This is a genomic window from Rubripirellula lacrimiformis (assembly GCF_007741535.1).
In the GTDB taxonomy this organism is placed as follows: Bacteria; Planctomycetota; Planctomycetia; order Pirellulales; family Pirellulaceae; genus Rubripirellula; species Rubripirellula lacrimiformis.
Genome location: NZ_CP036525.1, coordinates 367,343 through 381,985, shown reverse-complemented (window position 1 = coordinate 381,985; position 14,643 = coordinate 367,343). Strand labels below are relative to the sequence as shown.

At 58.4% G+C, this 14,643-nt stretch carries 8 protein-coding genes; 7 read left to right on the top strand and 1 reads right to left on the bottom strand.

The genetic code is table 11. The features are described from left to right. The first annotated feature begins 87 nt into the window (after positions 1-87). Positions 88-2,733, top strand: coding sequence for a coiled-coil domain-containing protein (locus K227x_RS01330; RefSeq protein ID WP_145167723.1), 2,646 nt, complete (start codon positions 88-90; stop codon positions 2,731-2,733). Positions 2,734-2,867: 134 nt separating this feature from the next. On the opposite strand, the gene prfB is transcribed toward K227x_RS01330, so the two are convergent. Then, positions 2,868-3,981 (bottom strand): peptide chain release factor 2 gene (prfB, locus tag K227x_RS01325; protein WP_391540412.1). Its coding sequence is split into 2 segments (ribosomal slippage): positions 2,868-3,911 and positions 3,913-3,981, totalling 1,113 coding nucleotides; the frame shifts between segments, so codons are not numbered across the junction. A 69-nt stretch (positions 3,982-4,050) separates the two neighbouring features. Between prfB and mnmA the strand changes: the two genes are divergently transcribed. The 6 genes from mnmA to hrpA all read left to right on the top strand — a co-directional run bounded on the left by mnmA (position 4,051) and on the right by hrpA (position 14,633). Then, entirely contained in the window at positions 4,051-5,202 is a 1,152-nt protein-coding gene (mnmA, locus tag K227x_RS01320) for a tRNA 2-thiouridine(34) synthase MnmA (RefSeq protein ID WP_145167722.1), read from the top strand. 349 nt (positions 5,203-5,551) lie between these two features. After that, positions 5,552-6,337 carry a tetratricopeptide repeat protein gene (locus tag K227x_RS01315; RefSeq protein ID WP_145167721.1) on the top strand — a complete coding sequence of 262 codons (786 nt, stop codon included), beginning with the start codon at positions 5,552-5,554 and terminating at the stop codon, positions 6,335-6,337. Between the two features lie 346 nt (positions 6,338-6,683). Further along, positions 6,684-6,905 carry a DUF3311 domain-containing protein gene (locus K227x_RS01310; RefSeq protein ID WP_145167720.1) on the top strand — a complete coding sequence of 74 codons (222 nt, stop codon included), beginning with the start codon at positions 6,684-6,686 and terminating at the stop codon, positions 6,903-6,905. Beyond that, positions 6,902-8,587, top strand: coding sequence for a sodium:solute symporter family protein (locus K227x_RS01305; protein WP_246146428.1), 1,686 nt, complete (start codon positions 6,902-6,904; stop codon positions 8,585-8,587). The genes K227x_RS01310 and K227x_RS01305 overlap by 4 nt, the downstream gene beginning before the upstream one ends. Before the next feature lie 6 nt (positions 8,588-8,593). Then, positions 8,594-10,399 carry an SLC13 family permease gene (locus K227x_RS01300; RefSeq protein WP_145167719.1) on the top strand — a complete coding sequence of 602 codons (1,806 nt, stop codon included), beginning with the start codon at positions 8,594-8,596 and terminating at the stop codon, positions 10,397-10,399. A gap of 73 nt (positions 10,400-10,472) precedes the next feature. Beyond that, complete coding sequence (gene hrpA, locus K227x_RS01295) at positions 10,473-14,633, top strand: ATP-dependent RNA helicase HrpA (RefSeq protein WP_145167718.1); 4,161 nt, start codon at positions 10,473-10,475, stop codon at positions 14,631-14,633. Positions 14,634-14,643 lie beyond the last annotated feature (10 nt).

The window sequence follows — 14,643 nt, the reverse complement described above, 5'->3', positions numbered from 1 at the left end:
TCCCCGGACGTGCTATAGCCCGGGCTTCGATACCCGTGCGTCATGGAAGGCGCATCGGTCCGGAAAGACTATTGCTGGGATCCACCGATGACTGCCCTGTTTGATTTGCCTTTTGTTTCCGCCATTTTCTTCGTCCTTGCGGGCATCCTGATCGGCCATTTGCTTTGGTTCCACGACCGCACCGGGGATCACGAGAAGATCAATGGCCTGGAAAACCGCTATTTCAAGGCGCGTGGATCGGTACGGCAACGAAAACGCGAGCTCACGAAGCTACAAAAGGACAACCAATCGGCATCGACCGAATTGGAAACTCTGCGCGAACAGTACGAAAAACTGCAAAAGCAGAACGAAGACCATCGCAGCGCGGCGTTGCAAGCAGGCGACGAACTGTCACGTCTACGCAGCGAGCGTGATCAGTCGGATCAAAAGTACGAAAGCGAACAGAAACGCAGCGAAACCGTCGTCAGCCAGTTGCAAGAAGCGTTGCAACTGAAGACGGCCGCCGAAAACGAATCGCTGGAACGAAACACCCAGTTCACTCAACTGCAAGCCAGCCATCGTGAACTAGAAGTCGAGATCGAAAGTCTGCGATCGCGTTTGGAAACCAACGACAAGTCGTCGTCGAACTACCTGCAAACCATCGACGCATTGAAGCGACAGGTCGGCGAACACGGCCAAACCATCGTGCAGCTAGAACAGGCCAAATCGCAATCTGCAGCCGAAGTGGAACGCCTGCAATCGCTGCTGGATTCCCGCACCGACCAAGCCGATTCGGGTCAGCAAGCGATCGCCAGTTTGAACGAACAGATCGAACAGCTGAACCATCAGATTGCCGATCTGCAACAGCAGTCGTTGGATCGCGAAGACGTGATCAAGCGATTCGAACAAGCACAGATCGCGCACGAAGCCGAAATCGAACAACTGACCGAAACGCTGGATGCCCAAGCATCCGCGACGGACCAGTCCGCAAGCCAAAACGCCAAGCTGATCGCGGAACTGCGACAAGAGACCGAAACATTGCGTTTGGCCAGCGAAGCCGCCGAACAATCGCTGAAGGAAACACAGTCCGACCTGGTCGCGCGATGCGAAGACTTGGACACCCTGCGTATCGAACGAGACGAATTCGCCCGCAAGACGACCGAGCGAGACCAGCGGATCGAAGAACTAGACGAACAATTGCAGATCGCCGCATCGGCCCAAGCCGAGCGTGACGAACTGGCCACCGACCTGGAAGCCGCCGCCAGCACGTTGGCACAGCAGCGAGAACTGCTGTCCAGCCGTGAAGCGGAAATCGAAAGGCTGAAGTCGCAGTTCAACGAACTGCAGGATCAGCACAGCATGATCACCGATCAGGCGACTCACATTTCCAGCGAACGTGAAACGTTGACCAAGGCGATTGCCGAACGAGACGATTTCATCGGCAAACTGAAGACTCAGTTCAACACACTGGAAGATCAGTTCAACGAACTGCAAGACCAGCACAGTTTGGTTACCGACCAGGCGTCTCACATTTCCAGCGAACGCGAAACGCTGACCAAGGCGATTGCCGAACGAGACGACTTCATCGGCAAACTGAAAGCTCAGGTCGACGAACTGTCACCGCTGCGAGATGAACTTTCGCAAATCGCGATCGTGTTGGGCGAACAAAAAACGGTCAACCAACAACGCGTCGAACAAATTGGTGACCAGAAGAACGAAATCGATCGCCAACGGGGTGAACTTGAAACCCTGCGAAGCCAACTGGAATCGATGGCCGAACTGCAACAGGAACTGGACCAGCATCGTCCGCTGCGTGCAGAACTGGACAAGATGTCCCAGCAGCATTCCGCCGAATCCGAACGAGCGGCACAGCTTGAACAGCAACTGACGCAGCAATTGGCCGAGATCGAAAAACTGCGAACCGATACTCAGCTGCTAGACGACACCAAGCAACAGCTTGCTGCGGCTCAGCAGAAACTGGCCCAGACATCCGAACAAGTCAACCAGATTGTCAGCCAACGCGACAGCTTGGCTCAATCGCGGGACGAACTGGAAACCTTGGTCACCGATCTGCGTGCCCAACTTACCGCCCACGCCGACCAGCTGAAAAAAGCCGAGGCGACGATGACGTCCTATGCCGATCAGCTGAAGAAAGCTGACGCGCAGATGGCTGCCCAAGCAGAACAGTTGAAGCGGGCCGACGAACTGATGTCTTCGCAAGACCAGCAATTGCAAAAGGCCGATGCCACGATGATGTCGCAGGCCGAACAACTGCAGAAGGCCGATGCCGCGATCGCAGCCCAAAAGGCCCAGCACACGCTATCGTTCACTCAGCTGAAACAGCAGATGCAGTCCCAATCGGAAACGGTCGAAGACGTTCGCAAACAATTGCAAACCAAGACCCAACAGCACGAAGCCGCCGTTGCCGACTTGGCCAAACTGAACCAAACGTTGGACGCCCAACGATCCAACATCACGAAACTGGCGTCTCAGGTCAAAGCGGCCCAGCAGCTGCGTCCACAGAACCAAGCGATGCAAGAACGCATCGACGATCTGATGGATCACCTGAAACGTGTCAGCGCCGAACACGAAGATTCGTTGGAGGCCAACGCAAAAGCACTGGGCCGAATCCGAGATCTGGAAAACGACCTGCACGATCATGCGTCCAAGATCCGCGACCTACGCCGCGAGCGTGGTTCGATCGCCGGACTGGATCAGTCCAACGAAGGCCCGCAAATCCGCCGCGCGGCCTAACCGCCGCAGGGAATGCGAGTGGCGGTCTTGGCCGCGGGTTTGGCCAGCCATCCACATGCAACGGTCACCTGCAGGGGGCCATCCCGATTCCGGGTCAGTGGCCACCGATGCAGGCAGGTTCATCGCACGCTGGATCAATCGGCCGCGTCGATCTTGCCAGCTTTCAATCGCAAGAACGAATCCAGGAACCCCTGCAACTCGCTGCCGTCCATGACGCTATTGAAGTTGCCGACGTAGTGGCCGGTTCGCGCATCCTTGACCCGTTGGTCGGGGTGCAAGAAGTAGTTTCGGATTTGGCTTCCGAACCCCGTCCTAGCCTGGGTTTCGTATTTCCGAGCATCCTCGGCTTCGCGACGTTCCTCTTCGATACGCGCCAACTTGGCCCGCAACATTTTCCATGCTGTGGCTTTATTCTGGTGCTGGCTACGTTCGTTCTGGCACTGGACGACGGTATTGGTTGGCACGTGGGTTAACCGGATCGCACTGTCGGTCTTGTTCACGTGTTGCCCACCGGCGCCACCCGCACGATAGGTATCGATGCGCACGTCCTTTTCGTCGATTTCGACTTCGAACGAATCATCGATTTCGGGCGACACGCTGACCGCAGCGAAACTGGTTTGCCGCTTACCTTCGCTGTTGAAGGGGCTGATTCGGACCAACCGATGATCGCCCTCTTCGCCTTTCAGGTAGCCGTAGGCCATCGGCCCGCGGACGGCGATCGTGGCGTTCTTGATGCCAGCCTCGTCGTTGTCCTGACGATCCAAAAGTTCGATCTTGAACTCGTTCCCGACCGCCCAAGCCGAATACATCCGCAACAGCATATCAGCCCAATCGTTCGCATCGGTACCGCCATCGCGGGCGTTGATCGACAGAATGGCCCCCGCCGAATCGTTGGCACCGTTCAACAGGGCCTTCAATTCCAGGTCGTCCAGAATCTGTTCCAAGCGAGCGATTTCGGAGGCCACTTCGCCGACGATCGAATCGTCTTCTTGAGCCATTTCGAAAAGCGCGGCCAGGTCCTCGGCCGACTGGGTCAGTTCGTTCATCGGTCCGACGATGACTTTCAACGCCTTCAGCTGCGAGACCGTTTTCTGGGCCGATTCGTTATCGTCCCAGAATCCGGGCTGACCCATTTTCAGCTCGATCGCTTTGCCTTGTTCTACTTTGGCAGAGTAGTCAAAGAGAGTCTCCGAGCTGTTTTAGACGCTGGCGAATCTCTTTGCTGCGTTGAACCAGTTCAGCATCCATTCTCGTTTTGGACTCATTACGTATGATGGAGGGACATATCACGTCAAAGACTAAGCACAGGAAATATACATGGCTCGGATCGTTCTCGCGATGAGTGGAGGCGTTGATTCCAGCGTCGCTGCGCACCTGCTTATGGACGCCGGCCACGAGGTCATCGGCGTTTTCATGCGTCATGGCGAAGAATCGGCGGCTGTGTGTCGGGTCGATGACACCGGAAAATCGACCAGCCTGCCTGTGTTGGCCGGCGCCGCGACCTCCGCCGGCGACGGACTGCGGGCGGACCACAAACAGGGCTGCTGCACCGCTTCGGACGCCGCCGACGCTCGCCGAGTCGCGGCCAAGATGGGAATCCCATTCTACGCACTGGATTTGACCGACGATTTCCGCCGAATCGTGGACTACTTTGTCGACGACTACTTGGATGGGCGGACGCCCAATCCCTGTGTACGGTGCAATCAATGGATCAAATTCGGCCGCCTGTTCGACTATGCCGACGACGTGGATGCCGAATTTGTGGCCACCGGTCATTACGCGCAGATGCAGAACGTCGACGGCGTGAACCAGCTGCACCGCGGCCTGGATTCCAGCAAAGACCAATCGTACGCCCTGTTCGGAATTCGCCCGGATCGGCTCGATCGCATGATGTTGCCGGTGGGCGGATTCGAGAAAACTCGCATCCGCGAGATCGCCGAAGGGTTGAAGATGGGCGTGGCCGGAAAAAAAGACAGCCAAGAGATCTGCTTTGTCACCCAGGGGCACCACAGCGATTTTGTCCGTGCCCGTGCTCCCCAGCGATCGGCCGATACCGGTGGCGAAATCGTGACGGTCGATGGAAAAGTGGTCGGCACCCATCAAGGGTACGAAGCATTCACGGTCGGCCAGCGAAAGAAGTTGGGGGTCGCGATGGGGGAACCGTATTTTGTGGTTCGCATCGAACCGAAAACCCGACAGGTCGTGATCGGCAAGAAAGAACACCTTTCCAAGCCGGGATTGGTCGCCGACGAAGCCAATTGGCTGGTGCCCATCGACCAACTGCCCCAGCGGGTATCCGTCCAGATCCGGTACAACGGGTCGCCCAAACCGGGCACCCTGACGGTCGTCCCCCGCGATCCCAATCGGTTCGAAGTCCACTTTGACGAACCCGAATTGGCGGTCGCCCCCGGTCAAGCCGCAGTGGTGTATGACGAAACCCGAGTCCTAGGTGGCGGCTGGATCACCTGATTCGTCGGATCCCTTGCCGCAGCGGGGGGGGCTGTGCCAGCCCGACTGGACTTGAGCCAAAATGATCCTCTTGGCAGGGCTGTTCCGATCGGCCCAACTGCCGGCGATCGACCAGAAGGATCGACGTTGGCAAGGAAAAAAGTTTGCTGGTCGTCGAACCCACGACTACAGTTTGGGAGGACTGACTACGTCGATCCGTTTGCGGGAAGGTCTTCCCGTCGACGAAGTCTCGCTAAAAAACGAACCAGTCCAAACGTCTCGGGCCGAAGATCTCAGGTATTGGCATCTCAGGTAATCGCCCACCAGCACCATCTAGGCCGAAAGGCTTGGGGGAGGATCGCGGATAAATATGAAAACCTTACTATCAAGCCTGGTCGCATGTGCCTTCGTCACCAGCATGATCGGTGGCTCATCGGCTCAGGGACAAAGTGCCGTTCTGTCAGAATTCTACGGACAGGGCGTTCACGCCTACTATGCCGGTCGCACGACCGAGGCCTACGACCTGCTGTCGTTGGCGATCAATAACGGGATCGATGATCCACGGGCGTATTACTTTCGCGGTATCGTCGCCCACAATTCCGGTCGCCCTTACGAGGCCGAATCGGACTGGCAATTGGGTGCGGATCTGGAAGCGAGCGGAAAGGGCAGCCGTTACATCGGCCGATCCCTTTCGCGTTATCAGGGCGCCGGGCGACTGAAGCTAGAAGAAATTCGTCAGAAATCGAAGTTGCAGTATCTGGCTGAATCCGCAGCCCGATCGCGCCAACGATACGGCGAAATCGGTGCCGCCCCAGGCGTCACTTCACCAGCACCTGCGGCGACTCAACCACGTGCCGGTGTCACACCACCTCCGGCGCCCCCGATCGCTGATTCAGACCCCTTTGCCGATGACCTGGGCACGCCCAAAGTCGAAAACGAAGACGCATTGGCCGACGCGATGAACGATCCGATGATCGACAGCGGTGCACCTGCCGCCGGTGATTCACCAGCTGGCGCACCTGCTTCAGACCCCTTCTCGACCGGTGGCGACAGCGGCGCCGACCCATTCGGTGGCGGTGGTGCAATGGACAGCGACCCGTTCGGTGGCGGCGGTGCCGGCGCAGACCCGTTTGGCGACGATCCATTCGGCAGCTAGGCAGATTTCCATCCGCCTGCCCCCCAAGTCGTCCTGAAAACGCGACCACAAATTCCCCAACGAGTGACTGGATCCACCCAGCCACTCGTTTTTTTATGCCTGGACCGACGCCAAAATCGGGCTGACGACCGGTTCGCTGTGATTGGTCCGCCCAGGTGGACGCAGGGGATGTGCTAAACATAGAACCGTTATCGGATTACACTGTCGCGCGTTCACCGGTTCGCTGCCGTCATCCATCCCCCCCTGGAACAGATCGCATGACCGACCTGGGATGGCTTACCGTGCTGGTAAGATCTCATTTGCGGCATAATCAAGTTCCGGCAATATCCCACCGAAAGTGTGTTTCATGAAGAAGGTTGTTTGGGGACTCGTGCTGTTGCTCGTTGTCCTGCACCAAGACGTTTGGAATTGGGACAATGATCGACTGGTCCTCGGGTTCATTCCGCTAACGCTGGCCTACCACGCCAGCATTTCGATTGCGGCATCGGCCGTTTGGCTGTTGGCGGCAACGACGGCGTGGCCGACCAATTTGGAAGACGACGCAGATGCTACGGAGGCAGGCCAATGACTCCGGGAATGATCAAAGTCACCATTATCGGCGTGTACCTTGGGCTGTTGCTTTGCCTGGGCGTATTCTCGTCGCGACTGTTCCGAGGCACTTCGAAAGACTATCTGCTAGCGAGTCATTCGATCGGGCCCTTCCTGCTGCTGATGTCGCTGTTCGGCACCACGATGACAGGATTTGCGTTGGTCGGATCGACCGGCGAAGCCTTTGCCGAAGGTGTCGGCGTGTATGGGATGTTGGCGTCATCGTCAGGCATCATCCACTCGCTGTGCTTCTTTGTGCTGGGCGTCAAACTGTGGTCCTGGGGTAAAAAGTACGGCTACACCACACAGGCCGGATTCTTCCGCGACCGTCTGGACAGCGACAAGATCGGCTTGGTGCTGTTCCCGATCCTGGTCGGATTGGTAGTGCCGTACCTGTTGGTCGGTGTGATCTCGGCTGGCAAAGCGATCGAAGGCGCCACGCGAGGCGATTTTCCGGCGTTGACCGAAAACGGGGCGATCCCACCTTGGTTGACCGAGCTGGTGATCTGTGTCGTCGTGCTGGTCTATGTCTTCTTTGGCGGCATGCGTGGGACCGCTTGGGCCAACACATTCCAAACGATCGTATTCATGGTCTTGGGTGTGGTCGCGTTCTATCTGATCGCAACCGGATTGGCCGAGCGCGCCGTCGAAGACGGTCGGGCCCACATGATGGTCGATGGAAAACGGGTCGTTCGCACCGAACCTCCCACCGGTCTTTGGGACTCTTTCAACATTGTGTCCCAAGAAATCCCCAAAGCCCGCCGCGTCCGCGCCGAAGTCACTGCGGAAGACCAGATCGAATCGGTCGAAGCACCCGCCCAGTTCCGCACCCGCGAGGGTCTGGATCCGTGGATGTTCTTTACCTACATGTTGATTCCGTTTTCGGTCGGCATGTTCCCGCACCTGTTCCAGCACTGGTTGACCGCAAAAAGTGGATCGGCGTTTAAATTGCCGGTGGTCGCCCACCCGATTTTCATTCTGATCGTGTGGGTCCCCTGTGTGCTGATTGGTGTTTGGGCAACCAGCGGTTTGATCAACATCCCGCCGCCGATCGCCAACGACCCCAACAAAGTGCTCGGGTTCATGGTCAAGTCGCTGTCCGGTGACGTCCTAGGCGGATTCCTGTTGGCAGGCATCCTGGCCGCAATCATGTCCAGTTTGGACAGCCAGTTTCTTTGCATCGGAACGATGTTCACGACCGATATCGTGGTCCATTACTCGGGCAAAGATAAGTTCAGCGACAAGCAGATCATTACGATTTCGCGATTGTTTATCATCGCCGTCGTCGCAGTGACCTACGCACTTAGCCTGACGGACATCGCACAGACACGCGTGTTCCAACTGGGCATTTGGTGCTTCAGCGGATTTAGCAGTCTGTTCCCGTTGGTGCTGTTGGCGGTCTATTGGCGAGGCCTTTCCAAATGGGGAGCCTATGCCGGTGTGATCACCGCTGCGGTGGTTTGGTTCGCATTGTTCCGCGCGTCCGAGTTCGGAGCGATCGACAACTGGTCAGTCGACTTCACACTGGGTGGACGGGAGATTCATACGATGCCAGTTGCAACGATGTTCTTTGCATCGTTTGCAGCAACCGTGGTTGTATCGTTGATGACGCCCAAACCGAGTCAGGCAACCTTGGCCAAGTTCTTTCCCGAGGCCAAATAGACACTGATGGGAACTTGGGAACCTTGGCTTGCAATTGCGGTCGCGTTGACGCTGCTGATCACGTTGGCAATGCGCGTCGCCGCGACCGACTTGTTAGCCGTGGGCTGCCTTGCCATCCTTGTCGTTGCCCAAAGCATCACCGGCACCCCGTTGCTTCCGTCACCGGAAGCAGCGGTGGCCGGCTTTGGCAATCAAGGTCTGATCACGATCGCGTTTCTGTTTGCGGTCGTGACGGGGCTGGAATTCACCGGAGGCACCGAACTAGCCACCGGCTGGTTTCTGAACCGTGCCAAAACCCTGACGGGTGCCCAAAGCCGATTGTTGATTCCGGTCGCTTTGATGAGCGGGTTCCTGAACAACACCCCGGTGGTCGTGGCGCTGATGCCCGTGGTCAGCGACCTGGCCAAACGAATCGGTACCAGCAGCAGCCGGTTGCTGCTGCCGCTTAGTTACGCCGCGATCCTGGGTGGTATGTGCACGTTGATGGGCACCAGCACCAACCTGTTGATCGCCGACTTGAATGCCAAGGAGATTGCCGCTGGCGCCGACATCACACCGCTAAGCTTCTTTGCGCCAGCCGCGATCGGTATCCCGGCAACGGTCATTGGACTGATCTACATGATCGTGGCGTCGCGTTGGTTGTTGCCCGATCGGCGCGGGGCCATCAGTGTGTCGGATGACCCAAGGCAGTACACCGTCGAGGTTCAGGTCGAAGCCGGCGGCCCGTTGGCCGGACGAACGATCGAAGACGCCGGGCTGCGTCACCTGCCTGGACTTTACATCGCCGAAATCCAACGCGAAGACGGCACGATCGCGGCGGCCAAACCCACCGAAACGCTGCGTGGCAACGACGTGCTGATCTTGGTGGGTGCTTTGGATAGCGTGGTCGACCTGCGGAAGATCCGCGGCCTGACGACATCCGACGACCAGGCCCGCAAATTACAGATTCCCGCCTGGCAGCGGACGCTGGTCGAAGCCGTCGTCAGCCCTCGCTGCGGTCTGCTGGGCAAAACGATCCGCGAAGGAAAGTTTCGCTCGCACTACAACGCTGCCGTCGTCGCGGTCGCACGGGGTGATAAGCGATTGACCGGAAAACTAGGCGATGTACGTCTGGAAACCGGCGATGTCCTGCTGCTAGAAGCCTCGCCTTCGTTCTTGCACCGACGCGGCGAGTCACGCGATTTCTTCCTGGTCAGCACCGTTCAACAGGGTGCCATCCGGCGTCCGGAACGCGCCTGGCACGCGATCGCCGTGGTGCTAGTGATGGTCGCCGTCGCCGCCATGACGCAGCAGATTTTGACCGCTTCGCTGGTCGCCGCCATCGCGATGATCGCGCTGCGTTGCTGCACGACCTCGGAAGCCCGCCGCAGCATCGACTGGTCAATCCTGATCGTCATCGGTGCGGCGATCGGCATCGGTTCAGCGATGCACCAAAGCGGGGCAGCGGCCGGCATCGCGAGCGGGCTGTTGAATCTGGCGGGCGGCAACCCACTGCTAACATTGGCGGCGCTTTACCTGGCGACCATGTTCTGCACCGAACTGATCACCAACAACGCGGCGGCGATGCTGATGTTCCATATCGCCAATAGCGCAGCTGCCGGACTGGGTTGCGATCCCGCCCCGATGATCATGGCGGTGATGATCGCCGCGTCCGCAAGCTTTCTGACCCCGTTTGGGTACCAAACCAACATGATGGTTTACGGCGTCGGCGGCTATCGCGTGTCGGATTACCTGAAATTTGGGATGCCGCTTAGCCTGATCGTGTTCGTCGTTGCGATGACCGTGATCCCAATCGTCTGGCCGCTCAGCTAACCAGCGGACGATCGTCGGCGGGTCGATGTTTCATCGCTAGGGATGTTTCTCGCGTTCTGATAACTTGCATCTCATGAAATCCAAACCAACCTCACCTTCCCTGACCGGACCGGTCCCCGATTCTTCCCAGCAGCCAAAGCGGGAAACAGAAGGTCCCGCGGCGCCGTCGGCAAATGCAGCAGCCGCGGCCGCGTCCGCAGGGGGGGGACCGGATGCAGACGCACCGGTCGTTGGGGGACAGGCAACCGGGCAACCGGCGATTGCCGGTCAGGTCATGCGGATCGATGCGGCCCGACTTCGCCGTGCCAAGAAACGGCTGTCGCCCGAAGACTATGCCAAACAGGCCGCCAAGGCAGCGGATCAGCTGGCAGCCCGGCAAGCCGCCAACCCGCGGATCGAGTATCCGGCCGAACTTCCGATCACCGCGCATCGCGAGGAACTGGTTTCGCTGATTCGTGAAAACCAAGTGATCGTCGTCTGTGGCGAAACCGGCAGCGGCAAAAGCACCCAGTTGCCCAAGTTCTGTCTCGAAGCCGGCCTGGGTCGAACGGGCATGATTGGCCATACGCAGCCACGACGACTGGCCGCGCGTAGCATCGCATCACGGTTGGCCGAGGAACTGGATACGCCGTTGGGAAAGGTGGTCGGTTACCAAGTCCGATTCGGGGACCATACGACCACCGAAACTCTGGTCAAACTGATGACCGATGGGATCCTGCTGGCCGAGACTCAGTCGGACAAGTTCCTGGATGCCTATGACGTGGTGATCATCGACGAAGCGCACGAACGTTCGTTGAATATCGATTTCTTGATGGGCTACCTTCGCAATCTGCAAACCAAGCGGCCCGACCTGAAGATCATCATCACGTCGGCGACGATCGATGCCCAGCGATTCGCAACGCACTTTGGCACCGAGGACAACCCGGCCCCGATCGTCAACGTCGAAGGTCGTGGGTATCCGGTCGAGATCAAATATCTGCCATGGGATGACGTCACCAGCGAAAACGTTCGCGGTTACGACATCGCCCGGCATGTCATCGAAGGAATCGAAGTCGCCAACCGGAATGGGCACGGCGACATGCTGGTCTTCCTGCCGACCGAACGTGATATCCGCGAAGTCTCGCATCGCGTGACAGGTCACTACAAACGCATGGGCGCGACCGGCCGTGTGGACCTGCTGCCGCTGTACGCGCGTCTGCCCCAATCCGAACAACAACGCATCTTCAATCCGTCGGGCAACAAACGGCGGATCATCTTTGCCACCAACGTTGCCGAAAGCTCGCTGACCGTTCCCGGAATCCGATTCGTGATCGATGCCGGCACCGCACGGATCAGCCGCTACAGCGTGCGCAGCAAGGTCCAACGTTTGCCGATCGAACCGGTCAGTCGGGCCAGCGCCGATCAACGCGCCGGGCGTTGTGGTCGTGTCGGGCCGGGTGTTTGCATTCGACTGTATTCGGCGGACGACTACGAAAACCGCGAATCCTATACCACACCCGAAATCCGGCGTACGAATCTGGCCTCGGTCATCCTGCAGATGAAGACTCTGCGATTGGGCAAATTGGAAGCTTTCCCGCTGCTGGATCCGCCTCGCCCCGAGGCGATCCGCGAGGGGCTGCGTACGCTGACCGAATTGGGTGCGATCGACGACCGGCATGAAGTCACCGACATCGGTTGGAAATTGGGCCGGATGCCGGTCGACCCACGTGTCGGACGAATCATCTTGGCGGCTCACGAAAACGGGGTGCTGGCGGAGATCCTGCCGATCGCGGCGGCTTTGGAAATACCAGATCCGCGTGACCGTCCACCGGAGAAGCAACAGGCTGCCGACGAGGCGCACGCCATCTTCACCGACGCCCGCAGCGACTTCCTGTCCTATCTGCGACTGTGGCGGTACTACGAATCGGCTCGCGAAGAACACAGCAAGAACAAACTGATCCGCGTCCTGCGAAAACAATTCCTGTCGCCCACGCGGATGCGTGAATGGTCCGACGTGTATCGCCAACTTCGCGAGATGACGGCAACGACGCTTGCCGAAAAAGGAAAACCCAAGCACCGCGTTGGCAAGATCCGCTTTGACGAAGACGACGCCAAGTTGGTGACAGACAATCATTACGCGGCGATCCACCAATCTCTGTTGGCAGGTCTGTTGTCTGGCGTCGCGATGGCCGGCGACAAGAACGAATACACCGGCGCCGGCGGATTGAAATTGTTCCTGTGGCCAGGCAGCGGCGTGTTCGCCACCAAACCCAAATGGATCGTATCGGGCGAACTGGTCGAAACTGCCAAGACCTTTGCGCGAACCGTCGCCCAGATCCAACCCGGTTGGATCGAAACCGTCGCCGCCCACCTGATGAAACGGTCGCATCACGACCCGCATTGGAGCGGCAAGTCTGGGGCAGCGTTCTGTTACCAGAACCAAACCTTGTTCGGTTTGCCAATCGTGACCCGTCGCCGTGTTCCGCTGTCGCCGATCGATCCATCGACGGCCCGGGATTTGTTGATCGACCGCGGACTGGCCGAATCCGAACTGACGACCACGGCCAAATTCGTTCGTCACAATCGCACGCTTCAGGAATCGATCGCAGCCCTGGCGGCCAAAACTCGCCGCCGCGATATGGTGATCGATGACTACATCGTGGCCGCGTTCTATCAGGCTAGGTTGCCAGCCGATGTCTGCGACCGCGGTCGATTGGAAAAACTGGACCGATCGATCGAGCCACCCGCATGGACCAAATCGATCCGCGATTCCGCCGGTGTGTCCCAGTGGTTGGCCGACCCACCGGCCGACGACGATTCGGCATCCTTGTACATGCGTCCCGATGATCTGATCGAAACGCAAACCAACACGATCACTCAAAACGACTTTCCCGACGAACTGACGATTGGCAATTCACGCCTGCCGTTGGATTACCGATTCGAACCGGGATCGGAACGCGACGGTGTGAGCCTGAAAGTCCACCAGGCGGCCCTATCGCAGATCAGTGACGATCGACTCGGTTGGCTGGTCCCCGGACTGCTGCACACCAAGATCGTCGGCATGATCAAATCACTGCCCAAACGGATTCGCCGCAACCTGGTCCCGGCGGCGGACGTGGCCAGCAAGATCATCGACGAATTGGCCGACGACTATGGACAGGTTCCATTTTTGCCAGCCGTTTGCGCGGCGATGACACGCCATGCCGAAGTGCCGGTTTCGCCGTTTGATTTCCAGGACGAAAAACTAGACCCGCATTTGCAGTTCTTGGTCACCGTGGTCGACGACGAAGGCGAAACGATTGCCGAAGGTCGCCAAGTATCACCGTTGGTCGCACGTGTCGGTGATTCGAAGTCCGCACAACCCAATGCTGCCGCAGAAATCGACGACGAGTGGACACGCGATGGGATGACATCGTTCGACTTGGAACGACTGCCACGTGAAGTGGTACGCGTCCGAGGCGGCGTACATGTGGCTCAGTACCCCGGCCTGGTCGACACTGGCAAAGACGTCAAAACATCGTTATTCGCCGATGCAAACACGGCCGACGCGGCCATTCGTGGTGCCTGTGTGCGGTTGTTTTCCATCGCGGAACGCAAAGAACTTCGATCCCAGGTGCGTTGGTTGCCTGGGCTAGACCAAGCCAAGATCAAGCTCTCGGGCGTCGTATCGGCTGGCGATATGGAAGACGCGATGATCGACCTACTAGCCCGCGTCGCGTTCGTGGAAGGCCAGTCGGTGATCCGCACGGCCGAAGAATTCGAAGCCCGACGGAAGGAACGTTCACGCCGGATCGCACAAGCCACGATCGAAATTGCCGGGTGGGTGGGCAACCTTGCTGACGCCTACTTCGACGCTCGCAAAGAAATCGAATCGGTTGGCAAGAGCGGACGATTCTCGCCATCGATCGGCGATGCCAAACTTCAGGTGCAATGGCTTGTATTCGATGGGTTCATGCGTCAGGTTCCCTGGGCATGGCTAAAACACTATCCGCGATACTTCAAAGCCATCGCCTACCGGATCGACAAATTACGCAGCGGGTCGGGACCGCGGGATGACGAATCTCGCAAGCTGGTCCAAGAGCTATGGAAACGCTGGCTCGATGGACTGACGACCTACGAACCGGCGGATCATACCGAATCGGAATTTCGTTGGCTGATCGAAGAACTGCGCGTCAGCCTGTTTGCCCAACCGCTAGGAACGTCCACGAAAGTGTCTCCGAAACGTTGCGAAAAGCTTCTCGAAACGCGTTCTTAACTAACCGGGC